A 23,512-nucleotide genomic window follows, 5' to 3' on the forward strand; every position below is an offset into this window, starting at 1 on the left:
CTGCTCGCCCAGCCCCCGCGTTCCCCCCGTGACGAGCACCCGCTTGCCCGCCACACCAAGCCCGTCGGCACGGTGTCCGTTCACGTCAGCCACGCATTCGAACATACAGCCACCGCCACTACGCCCCCGCAACCGGACAACCCCCGTACCCCCTGGTCCGGGGACCGACCGACCCTGTTGTCTTCATGGAACCGTGCTGTACCGAAGGAGGACCGATGACGACGGCACCCGGAGCGCACCGCCACCGGCCGGCTCCCATACCGAGGTCGTCGAAACGGCCGGTGCGGGCTGCGTGGTGAGGTTGTTGATCTCTCTGAGCAGTCCCCGTGTCTTCCGGTCCGCCGTCCCCGCGGACCCCTCGCGCGCCGCGGGCGTACGGCGCATGGTCGCGGCGCACGTCAGACACTGGGGACTCCCGGAGGTCGTGGACAACGCCGTCCTGGCGACGGACGAGCTCTTCGCCAACGCGGTCAGACACGGAAGCTCAGGACCCAGGGATCTGATCACCCTCACGCTCGAGTACTCCGAGCGGGAGCTGCGCGTCACCGTCGCCGACCCCTCGGGCGCCCTCCCCCGGTCCTGCACGGCGGACTCGGCGGCGGAGTCCGGGCGCGGACTCGCCATCGTCGACGCGCTCGCCGACGACTGGGGCACCGCCCCGCCCGAGCCCGGCACACGGGGCAAGCGGGTGTGGTTCACCCTGTCCCTGAAAGGAGAGACGTGAACGGTCCGCCGGCACCGGCACCGGTGCCTCCCGCGCCCGCGGGTGCCCTCGCCGATGAACTGGTCCGCAGGGCGGACGAGGACCGCCGGCTCATGCGGGACGCGCGGACGGCGCCCACTGCGCACGCCCGGCGCCTGATCGCCGAGTGCCACCGGGAGAACGCCGAGGCGCTCAGAGGCATCGTCGGGCGGCACGGCTGGCCGACCGTGGACCTGGTCGGCGAACAGGCCTCGACTGCCGCGCTGATGATCCTGCTGCACGCGTCCGACCTCGGCTTCCAGCTGACCTGCCGGGACCTGATCGCCAAGGCCGCGGCGGACGGCCGGTGCCCGGCCGTGCACCACGCCTTCATCGCCGACCACTGCGCGGTCGAACTGGGCGAGCCCCAGTTCTACGGCACACGCGTCAACCCGGAGACACTGCGCCCGTACGCCGTACGGCTGCCCCGGACACTCGACGAACGCCGCAGCGACGCGGGCCTGCCGCCGCTGAACGAACAGATGCGCACCCTGCACGAGACGGTCTGAACCGTGCGCGCCGCGCACGCCGGCCGGGCTTCGACGCTCGGTCGGCCCGCAGCCGGGGGCCCGGCAGAACGCGGTCCGGTCGGCGGCGCGGCCGTCGAAACAGCCGCGACCTCGGCTCGCCGGTGTGTACCTACTTCGGTCTGGACTCCCGGGCGGCGACCGCCGCACTCGCCCTGCTGACCCGGGTTCCGGGCGGCTCGCGCGCGCCGCGCGGCCTGCACCCGCCGGGCGGCGACCGGTGGCTGGCCCTCGCCGAGAGCGGCGGGGGCGTGGCGCGCTGGGCACGGGGCCGCTCGCAGTCGCGGGCCACGGCCCTGATGTCCGTCCTGGCCGCCCGGGCGGCCGTCGGCCTGGGTCCCGGAGTGCATCACCTTCCGGACGTGCTCGACCTGTCTGCCGTACCGCGGGACCAGGGCATCCGGTTCGACGGCCGGAACGGGTGATCCGGGCGCGTGCGGGCGCGGGTCACCCGGGGAAACGCGTCACCCGGGGAAGCCCGAGCCCGCCACCCACGCGGCGAGTTCCTCCCGTGCCGCGGCCAGCAGGGCGGGGGTTGTGACGGGGGTTGTGCGAGTGACGAGGGCGTAGTGGAGGCCGGCACCGTCCGGGGCGGTCAGGAGGAGGCGGCGGGCGTCGGTGCCGCCCGGCTCCGGGGCGGCCGAGACGGGGGCGTCGGGGGTGTAGGAGGGCAGGCCGGTGACGGCGCCCAGGTCGGACAGGACGGTGGTGGCGGCGGGATCGAAGCCCTGCGGGAGATGGAGCTCGGTCGGGACCCGCGCGGCCGTCCCCCGGGAACCTTCACTGCCGTCGGAGCGCCAGACCAGCACGCCGTACCGCTCCTGCCCCACCAGCCGGGCCAGGTTCGGCATGCCGGAGGGCACGGGGTTCCACGTCAGCGTCGTGTTCCCGTCCCGGGAACGGTCCTCGTACGTGAATGCGAGGGTGCGGCCCGCGACGGCGCCGGGGTAGAGGCGGTCGACGAGCCGGGCGTCCTGGCGGAGAACCGGCGTGCCGGAGTCGTCGAGGGCGACCGTGGAGAGGTCCTCGTCGTTCCAGGCGTCGCCCTCGGTGAGGACCCGGTCGGGGTTGCCGTTCATGAGTTCGTGGTGGCGGCCGTTGTAGATGTCCCACTGCCACTGCATGGAGGACAGCACGGGGCCGGAACCGGCGGCCTTCGACCACCACTCGGCGCCGGAGAGGCGGGAGTCGAGGGACTGGTACATCGCCTTGAGCACGGTCGGCGCCTTGTCGGAGACGCTGCCGGACAGCGGGTGCCCGAACTCGCTCACCAGGGCCGGGGCGTCGAGCGCCGTGGAGCGCCCGCGGACCGTGGCGAAGTCGCCCTTGTACCGGCCGTCCGAGGCCTTGCCCCACATGAGGATGCCGGACATCGCGGCCTGGTCGTAGAAATGGGTGTTGAAGACGTAGCGGGGGCCGAGTGTGCCGATGCCCTGGAGGCCGCCCTCCTGACGGGCGAAGGAGATGTTGGAGTTCCAGAAGAGGTTGGGCTCGACGAACGCGGGCTTGTCCGCCCAGCCGGCCTCGTCCATCCGGGCACGGAAGCGCTGGTAGAAGGGCCACAGCAGGTCCTTCTCCCACTGCTTGCTGTCCTGTCCCGGGTCGTACGTGCCGGCGTGCGGCTCGTTCAGCGGGTCGAAGCCGGCGATGCGGGCGAAGGAGTCTGCGGGCAGGTGCTCCCGCAGGTACGCCATCGTCCTGCCCGCGGTGTCGAGGAAGGCGTCCTGAACCTTGAACGTCCCGGCGGGTGTGGTGAGTTCGCGATTGCGCCAGAAGTCGCGGTGCGCGGTGGTGACCGCGGCGTTCTGGGTGATGTTCTGGCCCCAGTGGACGCAGATTCCGCAGAACTCGTCCGGGTAGCCGCCCGCCTCGACGACCCACGCCGGGGCTCCGTCGCCGCTGTACCAGCTGTCCTCGTCGAAGAGGTGGCGGGAGTAGAGGTCCTGGTGGAAGTCGGGGAGCACGCGCAGTCCGGCGTCGAGGAAGGCCCGGATCTGGGCGGTGGCCGCCGCGAGATAGGCCTCGTCGACCTGTCCGGGCGCCGGCTCGGCGGCCGCCCAGGAGAGCAGGAACCGTACGGCGTTGGCGCCGGCCTCCTCGCGCAGCGCCTCGGCCGAGACACGGGCGTCCGCGGTGGAGGCGAAGGGCAGACCGCCGTTCTCCGCCAGTTTCACCTCGCCCGAGACGTTGAAGCCGCGCAGGACCACCTCGCGTCCGTGTCCGTCGACGAAGCGGGTTCCGTCGGCGGACACCTCGGCGGCCAGGTCGTCGAACCACAGCCCCCCGTCCGGTGGCGCGGCACTCGCCGTCACCGGCGCCCCGAGAACCCCGGCCGTCAGCAGCAGCCCCAGCACCGCGCCGGACACCCGGCGCCTCACACGCGTCCCGCGGTTCACCATGAACGAACCATCGAGCAAAGCTGACAGGTCGTCAAGTAGGCCTGGGGGCAGTCATACCGGTGTCCCCGGGAGTCGGCGGGATCTCACCGCACGGGCGCGGCCCGGAACGGCGAACGCCTCCGGCGCCCCGCCGCCGCAGGGCACCGAAGGCGCGTGGACTAGTGTCGCGTCAGCCAAGGTTCGCCCCGTCGCGACGCCCTGCACGGCACTCCCCCGCAGCCCTCCGGGCGCGGGAGGTACCCCCACGCTGCGTTGGCCGAAAGCCCGAGCAGGCCCACTACGAGGGCTTCCGGCCGCCTTGCGATGCTCCCCCTGCCTTCGGCGGGAGGTGCCCCCGGCACCGGACGCCGCTCCTCAGCGGGCAAACCCCGACCGACGCGGCACTAGCTGCCGGAAGCCGCCTTGCGACGCCGGGTCGCGTAGACGACGGCGCCGCCGGCGCCGAGGAACAGAGCCGCGCCGGCCGCGTATATGCCGACGTTGCCGCCGCCGGTCTCGGCCAGGTCGCCGTCGCCGCCCGAGCCGCCGGTGGTGGCCGTGGACGGCTCGTTGGACGGAGTCGGGGTGGCCGACTCGTCACCGGCTGGCGGGGTGCTTGCCTCCTCCGAGGCGGGCGGGGTGCCCGGCTGCTCGGAGGCGGGCGGGGCGCTGCTCTCCGGAGCGCTCGGCGTGGCCTCGGGAGACGACTCGCTGGGCGAGGGGCTCGGCGTCGGGACCTCCTGCTTGGTGCAGTCCTTCGTGCCGCCGTTCCAGGCCGCGATCAGCTTGTCCTTGATGACCGGGCGGTCCGGCCCCTTGGGCAGCTCACCGTGCTCGTAGCCGTCGTTGGCGTCGAGCCGGCCGTCGTACTTGACGGAGCCCCGGTAGAGGTCGACCTGGGCGAAGCAGCCGAGGTCGGGAAGGGCGACGTCGAGGGTGTCGGTGCCGCCCTTCTTCACGGCGACGGTGTCCCAGTCGTGGAATACCTGCAGGCCGGAGGTCTCCCACGTCGCGCCGTGCGTACGGTACGAGGCGAGGGAGGCGGTGCAGCCGGCCGCGTCCCCGGCGGCACGGACCTTCACGTGCACCTTGCCGTCGTCGCCGGGCTTGAGGCTGACGTCGTCGACCTTCACCGAGGCGTACCAGTTCGTGCCGTCGAGCGAGAACTCGCAGCGGTCGGTGGCGGTTTCGGTACCGGCGCCCTCACCGGGCTTGTAGCCGGCCGGGTTCCCCTTGTCCCAGCCTTCACCGCCCGGGCAGTCGGAGGCCCACGCGGCGCCGGTCGCCGCGGCGGAGAGGGCCAGTGCGGCGGCGCCGGCGCCCAGCAGACGCAACGCCGTGACGCGTCTCGATACGGACATGTATTTCCCCATTTTGTGCTTGATGAGAGGCCCGGAGTCGGCTCCCGTGCCGCACGGCCCGTCCCGGACGTGGAAAACCGCACGGAAAAGGGCAGGCCGGGGCTGGACCGGGCTGGGTGGTCGAAGAACACCGGGCACATCGGCCCCGGTGGCACCACGCATGCTGCTGCTGTGTCATACAGCCTGTCAACCTGCGGTAAGGAGGAGGAATGAGAGGTTCCGTCATATGCCCGGGGATGTCCCTTCACTCCCGTGGTTCGTGTCCTCCCGGGGTGGCCGGAAAGCTCGGTCCGGTGCGCGGCGACCGGGGTGCCCGGCCGCCGCGCGCACGACGAGAGGCACCGGTGACGCCTCAGCGGCCCGCTCGGGCACGGGCGCCGGCGCCCGTGCCGGGAATCGCCGGAGCACCGGGAGCACCGTGAGTACCGGGCGTACCGGTCGCTCCGAGGCGCAGGTCGCCGCCGTCCAGGACGGCGACGGCGGTGGCCGGCGCGGCGGCGACCGGGTCGTGGGTGATCAGCACCAGCGAAAGCTTTCCGTCGGCCTCGCGCAGCAGCCCCGCGAGCAGGTCGAGGATGCCTCGCCTGGTCACCGTGTCGAGCCCGGAGGTGATCTCGTCGCACACCAGCACCCGGGGCCGGGCGAGCAGTGCCCGGGCCAGCGCCGCACGCTGGAGCTCCCCGCCGGACAGCCGCGCCGGGGTCCGGCGTACGACGTCCTCCGCGAGGCCGGTTCCGGCCAGTGTCCGCAGTGCGTCCGCCCGCGCCCCGGCCGGGCCGGCACCGCGCAGCCGCACCGCCGTGCGGGCCACCTGGTCGAGCACCGGCCGGTAGGCGTCGAAGGCCGCCCCGGCGTCCTGGAACACGTACTGCACGGCCGCGAGCTGCTCCCGTGACCTGTCGCGCAGGCTGCGCGGCAGCGGCGCGCCGTCCAGCAGCACGGTCCCGTCGTGGTCGCGGTGCAGTCCGGCGAGACAACGGCCGAGTGTCGTCTTTCCGCTGCCCGACGGCCCGGCCACGGCCAGCCACTCCCCCGGCCGGACGGTGAGCCGGGGCACGCGCAGCACCTCCGTCCTGCCGTGCCGGGCGGTGAGGCCGCGCACGTCGAGGCCGGCACCCCTGGCGGGGTGTGCCGCCGGCACGGACACGGTCGCGGGCGCCGGGGCGAGGAGTTCCCGGGTCCAGGCGTGGCGCGGTGCCGTCCAGAGCCGTTCCGGCGGGCCCGACTCGACGACGCGGCCCTCGCGCATGACCAGCATGTCGTCGGCGAGGGAGCGGACGACGTCGAGGTCGTGGCTGAGCAGGAGGAGGCCGAGGCCCCGCGCGGTGAGGGCGCCGAGGTGCTCGATCACGCGCCGCGCGGTCCGCGGGTCCTGGCCGGTGGTGGGTTCGTCGGCGACGACGACGCGCGCGCCGAGCAGGAGCGCCTGGGCGAGCACGACGCGCTGCTGCTGGCCGCCGGAGAGCTGGTGCGGGAAGCGGCGCACCATCGCTTCCGGGTCCGGGAGCTGGGCGTGGGACAGGGCGCGCAGCACACCGCGGCGTACGTCCTCGCGGCTCCGCCCCGTTCCGTGGGTGCGGGCGATGTCGCGCAGGAGGGCTCCGACGCGGCGGGCCGGGTTGAGGACGGTGGCCGGATGCTGGGGCACGTAGCCCACGGGTCCGCCCTCGACGCGCACCTCGCCGGACACCCGGGCGCCGGGCGGGTGTTCGCCGAGGAGCGCGAGCCCCGTCGTCGTCTTGCCGCTGCCCGACGCCCCGACGAGCGCCGTGACCCGTCCGGGCAGCACCCGCAGGTTCACGCCGTCGACGAGGGCGCGGCCGTCCACCGCGATCCGCAGGTCCTTGATCTCCGCGACCGGCCTCACGTCCGCCTGCTCCCTTCCCGGAGTGCGGGTCTTTGCAGTACGGCGTCGAAGAGCAGGTTGACCCCCATGGTCAGCGCGACGACGAGCAGTGCGGGCACGACGACGGCCCAGGGCTGCAGGAACAACCCGGTGCGGTTGCGGTCCACCATCACGGCCCAGTCGGCGGCGTCCGGCGCGACCCCGACGCCGAGGAACGCCGCCGTCGCCACCAGGTACAGCACGCCGGTGAGCCGCACGCCCAGATCGGCGGCGAGCGTCCGGAGCATCGAACGCCCCACGAACCCGACGGCGATGCGCCACCACGTCTCGCCCTGCATCCGCAGCGCCTCGACGGCGGACCGCGACGCCGCCTCGGCCGCCGCCGCCCGTACGATCCGGGCGGCGTCCGGGACGTTGACGAGCGCGACGAGCAGCGCGAGTCCGGCCGTGCCCAGGTCGACGACGGCTGCCACCAGCAGGATCATCAGCAGCGAGGGCACGGCCAGCAGCACGTCCAGGGGCCGCATCAGCACCTCTTCCAGCCAGCCCCTGCGGGTGAGCGCGGCCAGCAGCCCCAGGGGTACCGCCACCGCGTACGCGAGCAGTACGGCGGCGGGCGCGACCAGAACCACCGAGCGGCCGCCGAGCAGCACCTGACGGACCACGTCCCGGCCGACGAAGTCGGTGCCCAGCCAGTGCCCCTCGCCGGAGGTGAACGAGGCGGCGCGCGGACCGGGTCCGCCCGCGAGGTCCACCGCGACCGGGCCGAGCAGGGCAAGCAGCAGCGGTACGGCCACGAGGGCGAGGGCGAGGGCCGGCCCGGGACGCCGCCGGGGCGTCCTCACGCCGCCACCCCCGCACGCGGCGCGAACCGGTGCGCGACCAGGTCGGCGCCGAGGTTCAGGACGACGGTGCTCACGCCGAACACCACGGCGAGTCCCTGCACCACGGGCACGTCCCGCTCGGCGACCGCGTCCATCAGTACGGTGCCGAGTCCCGGAATCACGTAAAGCGCCTCCACGACGATGACGCCGCACAGCAGCCAGTCGACGGTGCGGGCGAGCTGCTGCGCGGCCGGCGCCACGGCGTTGGGCAGCGCGTGGGCGTAACGGACGCGGCCGCCGGAGATCCCGTACCGGCGGGCCTGGGCGACGTAGGGGGAGGCCAGCGCGTCGATCATGCCGGCGCGCACCAGTCTGGCCAGCGAGCACACCGGCCGGGACAGCAGGACCAGCACCGGCAGCACCAGCACCGCGGGGTGGGCGAGCAGATCGGTGCCGTGGCCGACGGCGGTGGGCGGCAGCCAGCCCAGGCGCAGCGCGAGGACGGTGACGAGCAGCACCCCGAGGGCGAACTCGGGGACCGCGTACACGCCGAGCGTGACCGAACTGATCACCCGGTCCGTGAACCGGCCCTCGTGGCGGGCGGCCAGTACCCCGAGACCGACGCCCGCCGGGACCAGCAGCACGACGGTCAGGGCGGCGAGGAGCAGCGTCGGTCCGTATCCGTCGGCGAGGTAGGCGGCGACGGGGCGCCCGGAGACGAGGGAGGTTCCGAGGTCGCCGCGCAGCAGCCCGGCCGCCCAGCCGGCGAGGCGCTCATGGGCGGGCCGGTCCAGTTCCATGGCCTCGCGGACGGCGGCGATGCGCTCCGGGTCGGGCTGGTCGCCGACGACGGCGACGGCCGCGTCGCCGGGCAGCGCCTCGGTGAGCACGAAGACCAGCAGCACGACGGCGGCGGTCTGCGCGACACCGAGGAGCAGCCGGCGGGCGGCCCAGGAGCGCAGGCCGCCGCGGCCGCGCGGGGCGGCCGGGCGGCGCCACCGGGGCGCCCGGGCGCCGGGCTCCCGGGTGTCCGGCGTCCCGGCCTGCGGCGTCCCGTTCTGCGGCACCGGGGGTTCCGGCGGTGCCGCCGGGTCGGGTGCCGCTGCCGGGTCGGGGGCCGCCGCGCAACCCGCCGGGTCGTGTTCCGCCGCCGGCATGTGCGGCCGCGCCGGGTGAGGAGGGTTCACGCGAGCCACACCTTGTCGAAACGTGCCCAGTCGAGGGTGTTGGCGGGTGCCTCCTGCCGTACGCCGCGCACGGTGCGGGCGGTGCCGATGATCCAGTCGGCGAAGCCCCACACCAGGAAGCCGCCCTCGGCGTGCAGCCTGCGCTGCATCCGCTCGTACACCGCGGCGCGTTCCCCCGCGTCCCTGGTCGACTGGGCCTGCCGGTACAGGGTGTCGAAGTCCTTGTGCCGCCAGTGGGTGGCGTTGGTGGTGGAGTCGGTGAGCAGCCGCTGCGAGAGGTGCGCCTCGATGGGCATGGCGCCCGAGCGGTAGCAGCAGAGGGTCCCGGAGTCGAGGATGTCGCTCCAGTACGTGTCCTTGCTGCCGGTCCTGACGGTGACGGTAACCCCGGCCTTCGCGGCCTGGTCGCGGAAGATCGAGGCGGCCTCGGTGAATCCGGCGGCCACCTCGGAGGTGTCGAGGGTGACCTTCAGGTTCTCCGCCCCGGCCTCCTTGAGCAGGGCGCGGGCCCGGTCGAGGTCCTGCTCGCGCTGCGGGAGCCCGTCGGCGTAGTACTCGTAGCCCTTCCCGAACAGGTCGTTGCCGACCTCACCCGCGCCGGACAGTGCCCCGTCGACGAGTTCCTGCCGGTCGGCGATGAGGAAGAAGGCCTGGCGCACCCGCTTGTCGTCGAAGGGCGGCCGGTCGGTCTTCATGGCGAAGGCCTGCATGGCGCTGCCGCGCAGCCGCACGATCCCGACCTGCCCCCGGTCCTCGTGGGCGCGGGCGGTCGCCGGGTTGAGCTCGTGGGCGTACTCCACCTGGCCGCCCAGCAGGGCGTTGATCCGCGCCGACTCCTCGTTGGCGACGACGATCTCGAGTTCGTCGAGGTGGGGGGCGCCGTCCCAGTAGTCGTCGTTGCGGCGGAAGACGGCGGAGCGGCCGGGCGCGAAGGACACGAAGCGGAACGGGCCGCTGCCGACGGGCTTCCTGTCGAAGTCCGCGGAGTCGTCGGCGCCCTCCGGCACGATGTACGCCCCGAACGAGGCGAGGACGTTGGGGAATTCCGCGGTCGGACGCTTGAGTACGAACTCGACGGTCCGTGCGCCGGTGGCGCGGCTCGCTTCGAGGTCGACGGGTTCGAGCGAGGCCCGGGCGCGGAAGGCCCGCTCCGGATCGGCGATGCGGCGGTAGCTGTGCAGCACGTCGGCGGCGGTGACCGGCCTGCCGTCGTGGAAGGACGCCTCGCGCAGCGTGATCCGCCAGCGGTCGAGTCCCGCGTTGGGCTCCCAGCCGGAGGCGAGCCGGGGCCGGGCGGAGAGGTCGGGGCCGTAGTCGGCGAGCTTGTCGAAGAGGGCCTTGGCGCGGGCCGCGTCGGCGAAGAGGTTGCTGAGGTGCGGATCGAGGGTCTCGCTCGCGCCGCCGCCTGCGAAGGCGGCCCGCAGCCGCCCGCCGCGCCCGGGTCTGCCGCCCTTCTCGCCGTCGGCGGCCGATTCGGCGGAGCCGGTGGAGCCGCCCGCGCAGCCGGTGAGGCCGAGGGCGCCAAGGCCCGCGGCGGCGGTGGCGGCGGTGACACCGAGGAGGACGCCGCGGCGGGGCGGGTGGTGCGCGGGTCCGGGTCCGGCGCCGGGGCCGGTGCCGGTGCTTTCGGAGGAGCCGGACGTGGTGGGTGTGGTCGGGTTGGTGGGCATGGCGAGTGTCCTTGCGTGCTCGGAGGTTCGTGGTCGGTGCGGGTACGGGTCGGCCGCTGCGGGCGGGTCGGCCAGGCGGTGCGGGCGGTGTCGGCACTGGTCCAGCCGGCCGGTGAGGGCCGGGTGGATCTTCGGATCAGTGGTTCAGGCGCGCGACGAGGTGCAGCCGGTCGCCGTCGGCGGTCGTGCCGGGCTGGTCCGCGTGCTCGTGCCAGGGCGGATCGGTGCGCGGCCCCGGCCCGTCGTGCAGGGCGAGCACGGTGAAGCCGTGCGCGGTGAGGAAGTGCCGCAGTTCCTGCGGAAGAAGCAGCCGCCACGCGGACCGCTGCTCGACCGGCGGCGACCCGTCGCCCGCGGTCCAGGTGCGGGTGCGGCGCAGGAGTTGCGCGGCCCGGTCGACGTACAGGGTGGTGGTCGACCGGTACGAAGTCCCCTGGTGGACGACGTGGTTGACGGCCGGGACGCCGAGGTGCGCGGTGTGCCCGAGGAAGTGGGCGCCGTTGCGCATCTCCGCGACGAGCAGGCCGCCGGGCCGCAGCCCTCGGCGGCAGGAGGCGAGGAAGCCGTCGAGGTCTTCGTTGGTGTGGCAGTACAGCAGGGCGCTGTCCAGGCACACCACGGCGTCGAAGGTCCCCAGGCCGGCGAAGTCGCGCAGGTCGGCCCGCACGTACTCCGGCCCGGGATGCCGGGCTCGCGCGTGCTCCAGCATCGCCTCGGACAGGTCGGCGCCCACCACCGACCATCCGGCCCGGTGCAGGTGGGCCGCGTCCCGTCCGGTCCCGCAGCCGAGGTCCAGCACGCGGGCCGCGGGGCCGGTGTCCGCCCCGTACCGGGTGAGGCAGTGGGCCGCCCAACGCCCCGCCAGCCGCCCGGGATCGGGGAACCGGGCCTCGTACAGCGCGGGGTTGTCGGTGAGCAGGTTGGCTCCGGCGGTGCTCGCCGGGGTGTCCCGGCCGCCCGGTCCGTGCGAGCCCGGGCGGGACTCGGGCTCGCGGCCCGCGGCGCCGGTCCCGGGCCCAGGAGTGTCCGGGGCCGCCGACTGTCCGTGCGGCTGCTCCCCGCCCGCAGGGCGCGGCAGCGCGGAGGCCGCAGGGCGCGGCGGTGCGGAGGCCGCAGGGCGCGGCGGTGCGGAGGGCGCCGCGCCCGTTCCGCCACCGTCCGCGGGGGTGTGGCGGACCGTCCGGGTCGCGCCGTCCTCTTCGTGTGCCGCTGAACGCGGGGTACCGGAGGCGGGCCTCGGTCCCGGCCGGTCCTGAGGGGTGCCGGGGGGCGAGGTGTCGTCGGGGTGGCCGGAGGCGGGCCCCCGGCAGGCCGCGGACGCGGACGCGGACGGCGCACCCGCGCCGGCGGCGTCCCGGCCGGCTCCGCCCTCGCCCTCCGCCCGTACAGCCGGGTCCGCGCCGGTCCCGTCGTCTGCCGCGTGGTGTGTGGGTGCCATCCCGGTCACGCCCCCTTCCCGCGCGCCGCCGGTGTCCGGGCACCCAGGACCGGGCCCGGCGTCGCGGCGGTCGGGCCCGGTTCTGCGGGCGGGGCCGGTTCTGCGGCCGGGCCCGGCGCGGCGACCGCCCACGGACGGTCGGGCAGGGTGCCGTTGCGGCGGAGAAGAGCGATGCCGGTGGCCGAGGCGAGGCCGAGGACGGCGCAGCAGGCCCACGGCAGCCAGGCGGCGTCCGCGTGCTCGCCGGTGTCCATGGACCAGCCGACGACGGTGTTGCCGAGGGCGGCGGCGATGCCGGAGACCATGTAGAAGATGCCGAAGCTGGTGCCGGTGAGTTCGGGGCGCCCGAAGCCGGGAACCATTTCCATCACGAAGGGCTGCGCCACCATGAGCCCCAGGTGGAGCAGGAGCGCCCCGCCCAGCACCGCCGCCGCGCCCGCCCAGCCGGGCCGGCCGGCTCCCGCGACCGTCATGGGCGGCACGAACGCCAGTCCCATCAGGGCGAGTCCGGCGCCGATCCATCCGGCGCGGCTGCCGCGTTCCTTCAGGGCCCGGGTGATCCTCATCTGCAGTGCGAGGCCCGCGAGGGTCCCGACGAGGAGGACGAGCCCGGCGGCTCCGTCCCAGCCGGTGGCGGCACGCGCCCCGGCCGGGAGCAGCAGGTACAGCTGGTTCTCCAGGGTGAACATGCCGACCATGGCGAGCGCGAACGCCAGGAAGGCACGATTGCCGAGGACTTCACGCCAGTCGCCGAGCACGCCGCCGCGCGCGGGCGGGACCTCGCGGGCGGGCAGCAGGAACGCCTGGGCGACGGTGAGGACCGCGAAGATCCCGGCGGCGGCCAGCGCACCGGCCCGGAAGCCGCCGGCGAGGAGCAGGGCGCTGCCCAGCAGCGGACCGAGCAGCGCGCCCGTGGTCGCGAACACCCCGAACAGGGCGAAGGCCTCGGCCTTCCGCTCCCCCGCCTCCTGCGCGAGGTACGCCCGTACGGCAGGGTTGAACAGCGCCCCGGCCAGCCCGCTGAGCACGGACGCCGCCAGCAGCACCGCGAGCCCGTCGCCGAGCGCGAAGAGCGCGAAGCCGAGGGTGCGGACCGCGCAGCCGGTGATGACGACTCCCCGGGCGCCGAGCCGGTCGGCCGCGGAGCCGCCGATGAGGAACAGGCCCTGCTGGCTGAGGTTGCGCACGCCGAGGACGATCCCGACGACGGCCGCGGACAGGCCCAGGTTCTCGTCGAGGTGGGTGGCGAGATAGGGGACGAGCAGGTAGAAGCCGGTGTTGACTCCGAGCTGGTTGACCAGCAGGAGCCGGATCACCACGGGGAATCCGCGCAGTTCGCGCCACGTCTTCACGGCGCCTCCCCCTCGGGTGCGGACCGTGCGGGGCCAACGGGCCGTTCTGTGCCGGCGGTGCCGACCGTGCCGGCGGTGCCGGCGGGCCGTACGCCGAGGCCGGGCAGCCCCGACACCCGTACGATCCCGTCCGTGCCTCCGATGCCGGTCCACGGGTCGTCGGCGAGCAGCAGGTGACCGTCGAGGTCGGCCCAGCGGGCGCGGTCGGCGAGGTGGACGGCGGGAGCGAGGCCGAGGGTGCTGGCGGCGAGGCAGCCGAGCATCAGGCCGGTGCCGCTGCCCTCCACGAGCCGCGCGATGCGGAGGGCCGCGTGCACACCGCCGCACTTGGCCAGCTTGACGTTGACCGCGTGCACGCGTCCGGCGAGGCGGCGTACGTCCTCGTACCCGACCGCGTCCTCGTCGGCGATCACCGGCAGCGGCGAGCCGCCGGCAAGGCGGGCGAGCGCCTCCGGGTCGCCGGGCGCGAGGGGCTGTTCCACGGCCTCCACCCCCAGTTCGGCGAGGCTCGGGAGCAGCCGGCCCGCCTGGTGCGGGGTCCAGGCTCCGTTGGGGTCGACCAGCAGCCGGGCGGCGGGCGCGGCCTCGCGCACGGCCCGTACGCGGGCCAGGTCCTCGCCGGGATCCGGGGTGCCCGCCTTGATCTTGAGGAGGGTGAAGCCGCGTGCGGCCAGAGCCCTGGCCTGGTCCGCGGCACGCGCCGCCGGGACGATCCCGATGGTGCGGGCGGTCGCGGCGCTGGGGGCCCGTTCGGTGCCCAGCAGCCGGTGGACGGGGGTTTCGGCGCGCTTGCCGCACAGGTCGAGGAGCGCGGACTCGACGGCCGCGGTCACGGCGGCCGGAGGTCCTGGACGCCCTTCCTCCGCCGCTTCGCGCAGGGCGTCCAGCGCGCTCTCGGGGTCGGTGTGGCGGTGCAGGCCCACGGCGGCCTCGTACAGCAGCCGCTCCAGGGTGACGGTGCCGAGCCCGAGGTAGACGCTGCTGACCGCCTCGCCGTGGCCGTGCAGGCCCTCGTGCGTGATGGTGATCCGCACGGCGTCCCTGGCGGTCGTCGTGGAGCGGGATATGCGCAGGGGTTCGGCGAGTTCCAGTCGGGTGGTGTGCAGTTGGGCCTTCACGGCTGTTCTTCCCGGGTGTGGTGGAGGCGGTCGGTCACGGTCCCGGCCAGGGGCTCGGTCGCGGCCCGCCCGAGGGGGCCCGTGCCGGTCCGGGCCGGGGAGCCGGTCCCGGTCTCGACCGGGGGCCTCGGCCCGGTCCCGGCCAGGGACTCGGTCCCGAGGTCGGTCACGGTCCCGGCCGACGGGTCGGTCTCGACCGAAGGCCGCGGCCCGGTCCCGGCCGACGGGTCGGTCACGGACCCGGCCGGCAGGGTCGCCAAGGCCCCGGCCAGGGACTCGGTCCCGAGGTCGGTCACGGTCCCGGCCGACGGGGTGGTCACGGTCCCGGCCAGGGGCTCGGTCGCGGCCCGCCCGAGGGGGCCCGTGCCGGTCCGGGCCGGGGAGCCGGTCCCGGTCCGCCCGAGCGGCCGCGGCCCGGTCCCGGCCGGGCGGTCGGTCACGGACCCGGCCAGGGGGTCGGTCACGGTGGTGCAGCGCGCCCAGCCGGTGGCCTCGGCCGCTCGCGGGTGCGGGATCTCGACGGGGCGGGTGGCGGCACGGGCCGGGTCGAGTCCGTGCGCGGCGGCGAAGCCGTCGTCGTAGACGCTGCCGAGATAGCGGTGCGGTCCGTCGGGGAAGACGGTGGCGACGACGGCCCCGGTGTGCACCCGGGCGGCCCAGGCCGCGACCAGCGCGACGGCGCCCGTGGACCAGCCGCCGCTGACGAAGTTGCCGCGTGCGAGACGCCGGCAGGCGTCCGCCGCCTCGGCCGGGCCGACCCAGTGCACCTCGTCGAAGGCGTCGTACGCCACGTTCCGCGGGTGGATGCTGCTGCCGAGGCCGCGCATCAGCCGGGGCCGTGCGGGCTGCCCGAAGATCGTGGAGCCGGTGGCGTCCACACCGACGAGGCGCAGTGCGGGCCAGTGGCGGCGCAGCGGTCCGGCGATCCCGGCGCTGTGTCCCCCGGTGCCGACACTGCACACCAGGATGTCGAGATGGTCGAGCCGGCCGGCGAGTTCGGCGGCGAGCGAGGCGTAACCCGCGATGTTGTCGGGGTTGTTGTACTGGTCGGGCCAGTAGGCGCCGGGGAGCAGCGCGAGCAGTTCGCGGAGCCTGGCCAGCCGGGCGGCCTGCCAGCCGCCGCGCGCCGCCGGGCGGTCGACGAGTTCGACCCGAGCCCCGTGGGCACGCAGCAACTGCCGCATGGACGGTTCGAGTTCGGTGTCGCAGACGAGCACGACGGGGTGGCCGAGTGCCTGCCCGGCGAAGGCCAGTCCGATGCCCAGGGTGCCGGAGGTGGACTCCACCACGGGCGCGCCGGGCCGCAGTTCGCCGCGTTCACGGGCGCCGAGCAGCATGGAGACGGCGGCGCGTGCCTTCATGCCGCCGGCGCCGAGTCCCTCGAGTTTGGCCCAGAAGCCGGGGTGGGGGCCGGGCAGGTCCGTGGTGACGCGGGCCAGCGGGGTGCGGCCGAGGAGCGCGAGGAGTTCCCGGTTCCCGGCGGCGGAGCGCCGGTGCTCGGTGGCGGTCGCCGTCACAGCGCGGCCCCGTAGCGGTGGATGACGCCGGGCCCGCCGTCGAGCCAGAAGAACGGGTACGGCTCGGCGCACACGGCGCTGACGCCGGCGCCGATGAGGCGGGGCAGTACGGCGCTGCCGCTCTGCGCGAACATCACGAGCGGTACGCCGGTGCGCCGGGCGTGTTCGCGCAGCGCCTCGAAGGTGCCGTTGCCGAGGGTCATGCCGGAGGCCAGTACGGCGTCGCAGTGCGGGAGTTCGGCGAGCGCGTCGGTGCGGACGGGTTCGCCCCACTCCGTCGTACCGCCCTTGAGGTCGCACGGCACGTACGCCAGCCCGCGTTCGCGCAGTGCCTCCAGCAGGGAGTTGACGACTCCGACGACGAGGACCCGGGCGCCGGGCGGGACGTCCAGCAGTTGTACGACGACCCTGGCGCGGGCGCGCGACTTGCGCAGGGACGTTCCGGCGGGCAGCGGCCAGGGCCGGGCCCCGTTGCCGCGGGTGTGCGGGTGGGTGTGTGCCAGGTAGGCGTCCAGTGCGGCGACCCGCACGGGCGCGAGGGGGTGCCCGAGCAGTGTCGCCACGTCCGCGCCGACGCATTCGCCGACCACCTCGTCGGGGAGTTCCCCGGGTTCCACGGCGCAGGATCCGACGGCGGCGGCGAGCCTCAGGCTGAGGACCTCGTTGCGGTATCCGGTGCCGCGGCCGTCGTGGCGCACCGCCTGGCGGGTGGTGAAGGCGGTGGAGATCCGCTGTGTGCCGGGGTCGGGCCCGAGGCCGCCCGCCAGGACGCGGCGGAGGAGCTCCGCGTACGAGGCGGCGGTCGGCGTCCGGGCGGCGCTCGTCCGGGTGACGCTCATGCGGCCACCACCCGGGGCCGGAGCCGGCCGAGCAGGTCCTCGACGCGGGCGCGGGCGCCCGGGCCGGTCGCGTCGGCGGCCATGACGTGGCCCAGGTAGTCGTTGTTGCTGTCCGCCGCCCTGACGGCCGTGCCCGGTTCGGGGAGGCGTACCTCCAGGACACCCTGCTCGGCGCGTACCCGCTCGGCGCCCTCGACGGCCTCCAGCGTTCCCGTCACGTCGGGCACGAGGAAGCCGATGGCGGCGCTGCGCAGTCCGGTGTCGCGGGGGCGCAGGTCGGGGGCACGGCCGAGGGCGACGTCGACGCAGGCGGCGGCGAGGTCGATGCCGGTCACATGGCGGATCAGTTCGGAGATGCGGTTGCCCGCGGGGCGCGGGTTGACCTCGACCAGGCGCGGCCCGTCGGGCGTCAGTCGGATCTCGGTGTGGGTGACGACGTCGTCGAGGCCGAGGGCCGTGATCGCGTCCAGTGCGGTGCGCCGGGCGGCGTCGGCGTCGGCGGGTGCGAGGGCCGCGGGATACATGTGGCCGGTCTCGATGAAGGCGGGGGCGCCTCCGATGCTCTTGTCGGTGATGCCGACGACGTGGCCGGTGCCGCCGTGGGACACGGTCTCGACGCTGACCTCGGGTCCGGTGAGGAGTTCCTCGAGCAGTACGTCGGGGACGCGCCGCAGGCCGCGCGCGTTCACCGGGAAGCCGGACAGCGCGCGGTGCGCCGCCGCCAGTTCCCTCTCGTCGTCGACCCGTCGCACGAACATCCCTGCGCACAGGTCGACGGGCTTGAGCACCAGCGGATAGCCGAGTTCCCGCGCAGCCTCGGCGGTCGCCGCCCAGTCCGCGCAGACGGCGAACCGGGGCCCGGGGACTCCCGCATCGGCGAGGATGCGCCGGGTGGCGTCCTTGCGGCAGGCGTTCTCCACGGCCACGGCGGCCGGGCCGGGCAGTCCCAGGCGCTCGGCGATGCGGGCGGCGGCAGGCAGGTAGTAGTCGCAGGAGGTGATCACCCCGTCGAAGCCCAGCGCGCGGTGCAGCCGCTCCGCCTCGTCCGGCAGGGTGCGGGCGTCGTTGGTGTCGGCGGTCAGGACGTGCCGGGCGCCGAGCAGCGGGTGCGCGGTGCCCTCGGGTGCGGAGCGCAGGTAGTGGTGCAGGTCCCGGGTGAGGAAGCTGAACTCGTGGCCGGCCTCGCGTACGGCCCGCGGCAGGAGCCTGCTCATCGATCCGACCCAGCTCTCGACCATCAGCAGATGAGCCAAAACTCCCCCTGATACGCGTGTGGTTGACGTTCGGGGCATGCCGAGGAGGCCCCTGCGGGGCATCGCCCGCGGCGACCCGGGCACACGCTATCGAAAATCATTTTCATTGTCATCAAGGAGCCGCGCGTCCGGCACAGGGCGGTCCGGGCAGCGCGAGGACGAGAGGACCCACAACGGGGGGACGACGCCGTTGCCGGCACCGGCGAATCCCGCCGGCTGCCCGGCGAGACGTCGGCCGGTCGACGCCTACAGGTGACACCTCCCTGTCCGTACCATTCGGAGCCGTTCTGATCCGACCGGTCACTGTGCACGTGGCCGTCATGGCCACACGGGGGGAGTACCTGTGTTACGTCCGGTGTTCGACGGCGCGGACATCTCGGCCTCGGAACGGTTCAGCGCCTGGAGCGAGACGTGCGCCCGGCAGCTCACGGCCACGCATCTGGACCGCGTCGGCTGCGCGGAGGCGACAAGGGAGTTTCACGCCACGCTCCGCGCCGCGGAACTCGGCCCGATCCAGCTCGCGGACCTGTCCTACGGCTCGCTCCGGGCCCGCCGCACACCTCGGCTCATCCGCGCCCACGACCCCGAGACCTACCAGCTCGCGCTGGTCCGCACCGGCCGCCAGCACTTCACCGACGGCTCCCGCGACGTCGTCGTGGGCCCGGGCAGCCTCCTGCTCTACGACAGCGCACAGCCGTTCACCGCCCACGTCCCGGAGGACATCCAGTACTCCTCCCTGGTGGTGGGGATCCCGAGAAAGCTGCTCCCGCTGCCGGAGCAGCGGATCCGCCCGTTGGCCGGCACCCCGGTCCACGGCAACGACCCGATGGCCCGGCTGTTGTGCCGGTTCCTGGACGGCATTGCCGCGCCGGAGTTCGCCCGGGGCCCGGACCCGCTCACCGGCACCGACTCGGTGCGGCTCGGCGGGATCGTCGCCGACCTGACCCTGGCGCTCCTCGCCCGGCGGCTCGGCGAGGACGAACGCCTGCTCGCCGCACCCCAACGGGACACCCTGCTGCTGCGCATCCGCAGCTACATCGAGAGGCATCTGGACGACCACGCACTCACTCCGGCCGACATCGCCTCCGCCCACCACATCTCCCTGCGCTATCTGCACCGCCTGTTCGAGGAACAGGAGATGAGCGTGGCCGCCTGGATCCGCGCCAGACGCCTCGAGCGATGTCGCCGGGACCTCCTCGCCCCCGAACTCGCCGCCCACCCGGTGGGCGCCATCGCTGCACGCTGGGGATTCCCGCGGCCCGCGGACTTCAGCCGTGCCTTCCGCCGGGCCTACGGCGTCTCGCCCCGGGAGTACCGCCGACTGCCCGGAGCCCAGTCCTGAACGCGCCACCCTCAACCGCGCCCGCGCCGCGTCGTGCACGGGGTGCCAACAACCGTGCACGCGCTGCGTCCTACGCCCCTCGGTACCTGGCCCAGACTGGCACCGCCGCGGCACCCGCATCCACAGCGCGCACACTCAGGGGGTTTCACCACATGAGGAAAACGCTCACGTCCGCCGTCGCCGCTCTCGGGCTCGCCGGCTCAGCTCTCGTGATCACCGCGCCGACCGCCGGCGCCGCGCCCTCGGCCGTCCAGTCCTGCTACGGCGGCGCCGTCAGCTACTCCACCACCGTCGGCTACTGGCCCACGGGATCCGGCTACGCGCGGACGTCGTCGGCCTGCGCCGACATCAACGTCAAGCCCAGCAGGACCGTGCAGGTCGCCACCTGTTTCAGGAGCACAGGAGCCTGCAACGCCTGGCGCACCATCAGCGGAGGCACCTGGGGCGTGGCGGCCACCAACGTCCAGGACGGAACGGACTACTTCCTCATCTTCTCCAGCGACTCGAGCAGCGGCCTGGTCGCCGACTGACCCGGGCCACACCCACCCGGCCCCGGCACGCGCCTTCCCGCGTGCCGGGGCTCGTGTGTCGACCTGGCGGCTGATCCCGGGTTCGTTGTCCCTGCCGCTGGTCGCCCGCGACCGCGACCACTGCGACCGTGCCGCCCGTGCCCGCATCGGTGTGCCGAATCCGTGCGGAGACTCACACCGGGCCGGACGATCTGAGCACGCGTACTCATTCCCCGCCCGCAGCTGGCCTGAAATCATCGCCGCATGCACGAGCACACGGGGGAGACGGGGGGTCCGTCGATGCGGATGTCGGCACGCATACCGGCACGTACACCGGCGCGTACGGGGATAACGGGGGTGGGCAGTTCGCTGCCCGAGGAGGTCGTGACCTCGGAACGGCTCCAGCGAGAAGTGGCGGGAAGCTTCGCCGGCTCACTGCCGCCGAGGCTGCTGCGCCAGGCGACCGGAATCGCCACCCGCCGTATGGCGGGCGAGGGGGTGTACGCCTCCACGCTGGCCGCGGCCGCGGCCCGCAAGGCACTCGCCGCCGCCCGGCTGGAGGCGCTGGACATCGATCTGCTGCTGTTCGCCTCCGCGACCCGGGACGTCGCCGAACCGGCCACCGCGCACATCGTGCAGGCCGAACTCGGCTCCAGGGCACACGCCCTCGACGTGACGAACGCCTGCAACAGCTTCGTCAACGGCATCGACGTCGCCCGCTCGATGCTGCTCGCCGGGCGGGCCCGGCGGGCCCTGGTCGTGACCGGTGAGACACCGAGCCGCGCCATGCGCAGGGAACCCGCCGGTTTCGCCGAGTTCCGTTCCGGCTTCGCCGGCTACACCTTCGGGGACGCGGGTGCCGCCGTCGTCCTGGAGGCCGTGGACCGGGGCGGCATCCTCGACGTGGACTGCGAGACGTACTCCGAGCACTGGGACGTGGGCGGCATCCCCGGCGGCGGTTCCCGGTTCCCGCGCGGCGACGACCACACGTACTTCCGGGGCGACGGCCACGAACTGCGCGGCGTGTTCGAGAAGGCCGGCACCGCCGTCATCGACCGGACCCTGCACCGCACCGGCACCACGTGGGACGACTACGCCAGGGTGCTCGTCCACCAGGTGACCGTGCCGTACGTGGAGCGGTTCGCCGAGCTCACCGGCGTCCCCTCGGAGAAGCTCGTGCTGACCGTCCCCGAGCTCGGCAATATCGCCAGCGCCACCATCGGCGTGCAACTGGACCGTGTCCACGACGAGCTGGAGCAGGGCGACCGGGTCATGCTGGTCGGGCTCGGCGGCGGCATCAGCATCATGACGATGGTGTGGGAGAAGTCGGAGGCGACCAGGTGAGCGACTCCGCCCGCATGTGGGTGATCGTCCCCGCCCACCAGGAGGAGGCCCGCCTCGGCAACACCCTCCGCGCGCTCGCCGCCCAGCACGACAAGGACTTCACCCTCCTCGTCGTCGACAACGGATCCACCGACGCCACACCCGCCGTCGCCCGCGCCTTCGCCACGGAGGCGCCGTTCCCCGTGCACGTCGTCGGCGAACCGGAGAAGGGCGTCGGCTGCGCCGTCGACACCGGCTTCCGGTACGCCATCGAACGGGGCGCCGAGATCCTCGCCCGCACGGACGCGGACTGCCTGCCCCGCCCCGGCTGGACCGCCGCCGCCCGCGCCGCCCTCGACGGCGGCAGCGGCAGCGGCAGCGGCGCCGGCATGGTGTGCGGACACATCACCGCACGCCGCGACGAGAACGGCCCTCTGGCCCGCGCCGGGTTCGCGCTCCTCGTCCGGCTCGCCGCGCTCTTCGGCCGGCTCCGCCCCGCGCACGCCCGCAGGCACGGCTACCTCGCCCCGTACCGCATGCACGCGGGCAACAACATGGCCATCACCGCCCGGCTGTACGAGGCCGTCGGCGGGATGCCCAGGCGCCCCTCCCCCACCGACCGGCTCTTCCTCAACCGCGTACGCCGTCACACCCCGCACATCGCGCGATCCCGCGCCATGGTCGTGGAGAACTCCACCCGCCGACTGCGCGCGTACGGCATCACGGGCACCGCCCGCTGGTACCTCGACCGGGGCCCGGGCCGCCACGGGGAGGACCCGCGCTGATGCTCGACCGACTCGACCAGGCCCTGCGCACCGACCACCCCGAGCGCCCCGCCGTGCTGGCCGCGACCCGTTCGGGACGGCGCGTCCGGGTACGCGCCACCCGGGGCGAACTCGCCTCGCTCGCGGACGCCTTCGCCGCCGCACTGCACGCGCGCGGGCTGCGCGCCGGGGACACCGTCGGCGTCGCCGTACGGCCCGGACCGCGTGCCCTCGCCGTCATGCTGGCGCTGTGGCGCCTGGGCCTGCGCGGCGCGGTGCTCGACCCGGGCGCCGGCCCCGGCGTACTGCGCGCCCGGCTCGCCCTGGCGCGCCCCGCCCTCGTGCTGGCCGACGCCGCCGCACAGGCCGTCGCCGGCTGGGCCGCCCCGCTCGCCCGCCGCGCCGGGCTGGCGCTGCCCGGCCTCTCCGGGCTCGGGCCCGTCGCCACGGTCGGGCCGCGCCTGCCGGGCTGCGCGCCGGCGCTGGGCACCGGCGGCGGACTCCCCCTCCCCCGTTCCCACGAGGGGGACGGCGACGCGGTCGTCGTCTTCACCTCCGGTACGACGTCGAGCCCTCGGGCCGTCGTGCACACCAGGTCGAGCCTCGCCGCCGGAATGGACACGGTCGCCTCCCTCTTCGCGGCCCGGCCGGGCGAACCGGTGCTCGGCGGCACCTTCTTCGTCCTCGTACCGTCCCTGGCGCAGGGCGCTCCCGTCGCCCTGCCGGCCCGCTCACCGGCGGCGCTGGCCCGCCAGCTGGGCCGGATCACGCCGCAGGCAACGTATCTGACGCCACCTCAGCTGCGGGACGTGCTCGGCGTGCCCGGAGCCCGCTTCCCCGGCGGCCGGGTGTGGACGGGCTCGGCGCCCGCGAGCGCCGAGCTGCTGGGCCGGGTCAGGCGGGCGGGGGCGGAGGAGGCGTGGGGCGTGTACGCTCTCACCGAACTCTTCCCCGCGGCGGCCGTGGAGTCCCGGGAGAAGGCCGCGTACGAGGGTCCCGGTGATCTCGTCGGCGCCCCGCTGCCCGGTGTCGAGGCCAAGACGGACACCGACGGCGAACTGCTGCTGACGGGCCCCGGGGCCCGGAACCGCTACCTGGGCGAGGAACCCGACCCGTGGATCCGCACCGGCGACCGGGCGCGGCTCGACACCACGGGGCGGATCGTCCTCGAAGGGCGCTGCAAGGACATGGTGCTGCGGCGGGCGGAGAACATCTACCCGGGGCTGTACGAGCCCGCACTCCACGTGCCGGGCGTCGAACTCGCCGTCCTCGTCGGCATACCCGCGCAGGACGGCGACGAACGCCTCGTCGCCCTCGTCCAGCCGCGGCCCGGCACGGACGAGGGGGCCCTGCGCGCGAGGCTGGCCGGCCCGCTGCGGGCCATGGGCACGGCCCGCCCCGACGCACTGCTGTTCGCCGGCATCCCGCTGTCGGGCCGCTCCCGCAAACCGGACCGCGCGGCGGCCTCCCGCCTGGCGGCGGCCCGGCTGGGCCACGCGGCGGCCGGAGGCCACCGGTGACC

19 protein-coding genes and 1 pseudogene are annotated in these 23,512 nt (G+C 74.8%); 8 read left to right on the plus strand and 12 right to left on the minus strand.

The window, feature by feature from the left end:
• The first annotated feature begins 295 nt into the window (after positions 1-295).
• From GUY61_RS13610 to GUY61_RS13620, 3 genes are all read left to right on the plus strand, one after another.
• Positions 296-724, plus strand: coding sequence for an ATP-binding protein (locus GUY61_RS13610; protein ID WP_398955363.1), 429 nt, complete (start codon positions 296-298; stop codon positions 722-724).
• Positions 721-1,251 carry a DUF6624 domain-containing protein gene (locus GUY61_RS13615; RefSeq protein ID WP_166630394.1) on the plus strand — a complete coding sequence of 177 codons (531 nt, stop codon included), beginning with the start codon at positions 721-723 and terminating at the stop codon, positions 1,249-1,251. Before GUY61_RS13610 ends, GUY61_RS13615 begins: the two co-directional genes overlap by 4 nt.
• 122 nt (positions 1,252-1,373) lie before the next feature.
• Positions 1,374-1,694 carry a hypothetical protein gene (locus tag GUY61_RS13620; RefSeq protein ID WP_166630395.1) on the plus strand — a complete coding sequence of 107 codons (321 nt, stop codon included), beginning with the start codon at positions 1,374-1,376 and terminating at the stop codon, positions 1,692-1,694.
• 39 nt (positions 1,695-1,733) lie between these two features.
• On the opposite strand, the gene GUY61_RS13625 is transcribed toward GUY61_RS13620, so the two are convergent.
• The 12 genes and pseudogenes from GUY61_RS13625 to GUY61_RS13680 form a co-directional block, all read right to left on the minus strand.
• Entirely contained in the window at positions 1,734-3,668 is a 1,935-nt protein-coding gene (locus GUY61_RS13625) for a cellulase family glycosylhydrolase (RefSeq protein WP_166630396.1), read from the minus strand.
• A 383-nt stretch (positions 3,669-4,051) separates the two neighbouring features.
• Positions 4,052-5,008: a hypothetical protein gene (locus GUY61_RS13630; RefSeq protein WP_166630397.1), complete on the minus strand. Its 957-nt coding sequence runs from the start codon at positions 5,006-5,008 to the stop codon at positions 4,052-4,054.
• Positions 5,009-5,360: 352 nt separating this feature from the next.
• Positions 5,361-6,875 (minus strand): ABC transporter ATP-binding protein, encoded by a 1,515-nt coding sequence (locus GUY61_RS13635; protein WP_166630398.1) that lies wholly within the window; start codon positions 6,873-6,875, stop codon positions 5,361-5,363.
• The gene (locus tag GUY61_RS13640; protein ID WP_166630399.1) at positions 6,872-7,699 is read right to left on the minus strand and encodes an ABC transporter permease subunit; all 828 of its coding nucleotides are present in this window, start codon (positions 7,697-7,699) and stop codon (positions 6,872-6,874) included. The genes GUY61_RS13635 and GUY61_RS13640 overlap by 4 nt, the downstream gene beginning before the upstream one ends.
• Entirely contained in the window at positions 7,696-8,865 is a 1,170-nt protein-coding gene (locus GUY61_RS13645; RefSeq protein WP_313896648.1) for an ABC transporter permease, read from the minus strand. Before GUY61_RS13645 ends, GUY61_RS13640 begins: the two co-directional genes overlap by 4 nt.
• On the minus strand, positions 8,862-10,535 hold the full coding sequence (locus tag GUY61_RS13650) for an ABC transporter substrate-binding protein (protein ID WP_166630400.1): 1,674 nt from the start codon (positions 10,533-10,535) through the stop codon (positions 8,862-8,864). The genes GUY61_RS13645 and GUY61_RS13650 overlap by 4 nt, the downstream gene beginning before the upstream one ends.
• Positions 10,536-10,671: 136 nt before the next feature.
• Complete coding sequence (locus GUY61_RS40145; RefSeq protein WP_243766436.1) at positions 10,672-11,454, minus strand: class I SAM-dependent methyltransferase; 783 nt, start codon at positions 11,452-11,454, stop codon at positions 10,672-10,674.
• Positions 11,455-11,978: 524 nt separating this feature from the next.
• Positions 11,979-13,325 (minus strand): MFS transporter, encoded by a 1,347-nt coding sequence (locus GUY61_RS13660; protein WP_166630402.1) that lies wholly within the window; start codon positions 13,323-13,325, stop codon positions 11,979-11,981.
• The gene (locus GUY61_RS13665; protein ID WP_166630403.1) at positions 13,322-14,443 is read right to left on the minus strand and encodes a mandelate racemase/muconate lactonizing enzyme family protein; all 1,122 of its coding nucleotides are present in this window, start codon (positions 14,441-14,443) and stop codon (positions 13,322-13,324) included. The genes GUY61_RS13660 and GUY61_RS13665 overlap by 4 nt, the downstream gene beginning before the upstream one ends.
• Before the next feature lie 446 nt (positions 14,444-14,889).
• Positions 14,890-15,960 (minus strand): annotated as a pseudogene (locus GUY61_RS13670) (PLP-dependent cysteine synthase family protein); the annotation flags it as partial.
• Positions 15,957-16,799, minus strand: a complete 843-nt coding sequence (locus tag GUY61_RS13675; RefSeq protein WP_166630404.1) for a Rossmann-like domain-containing protein — start codon at positions 16,797-16,799, stop codon at positions 15,957-15,959. The gene GUY61_RS13675 and the pseudogene GUY61_RS13670, both read right to left, overlap by 4 nt.
• Positions 16,796-18,052 (minus strand): ATP-grasp domain-containing protein, encoded by a 1,257-nt coding sequence (locus GUY61_RS13680; RefSeq protein ID WP_208105943.1) that lies wholly within the window; start codon positions 18,050-18,052, stop codon positions 16,796-16,798. The genes GUY61_RS13675 and GUY61_RS13680 overlap by 4 nt, the downstream gene beginning before the upstream one ends.
• A 343-nt stretch (positions 18,053-18,395) precedes the next feature.
• Between GUY61_RS13680 and GUY61_RS13685 the strand changes: the two genes are divergently transcribed.
• From GUY61_RS13685 to GUY61_RS13705, 5 genes are all read left to right on the plus strand, one after another.
• Positions 18,396-19,394 (plus strand): helix-turn-helix domain-containing protein, encoded by a 999-nt coding sequence (locus GUY61_RS13685; protein ID WP_166630405.1) that lies wholly within the window; start codon positions 18,396-18,398, stop codon positions 19,392-19,394.
• A 152-nt stretch (positions 19,395-19,546) separates the two neighbouring features.
• Positions 19,547-19,924 carry a hypothetical protein gene (locus GUY61_RS13690; protein WP_166630406.1) on the plus strand — a complete coding sequence of 126 codons (378 nt, stop codon included), beginning with the start codon at positions 19,547-19,549 and terminating at the stop codon, positions 19,922-19,924.
• 243 nt (positions 19,925-20,167) lie between these two features.
• A complete protein-coding gene (locus GUY61_RS13695) occupies positions 20,168-21,247 on the plus strand; it encodes a 3-oxoacyl-ACP synthase III family protein (RefSeq protein WP_243766433.1) in 1,080 nt (359 codons plus the stop codon).
• Positions 21,244-22,011 carry a glycosyltransferase gene (locus GUY61_RS13700; protein WP_313896649.1) on the plus strand — a complete coding sequence of 256 codons (768 nt, stop codon included), beginning with the start codon at positions 21,244-21,246 and terminating at the stop codon, positions 22,009-22,011. The genes GUY61_RS13695 and GUY61_RS13700 overlap by 4 nt, the downstream gene beginning before the upstream one ends.
• Complete coding sequence (locus tag GUY61_RS13705) at positions 22,011-23,510, plus strand: class I adenylate-forming enzyme family protein (RefSeq protein WP_166630407.1); 1,500 nt, start codon at positions 22,011-22,013, stop codon at positions 23,508-23,510. Before GUY61_RS13700 ends, GUY61_RS13705 begins: the two co-directional genes overlap by 1 nt.
• The last annotated feature ends 2 nt before the right edge of the window (positions 23,511-23,512 follow it).

Source organism: Streptomyces sp. GC420 (assembly GCF_009916105.1).
In the GTDB taxonomy this organism is placed as follows: domain Bacteria; phylum Actinomycetota; class Actinomycetes; order Streptomycetales; family Streptomycetaceae; genus Streptomyces.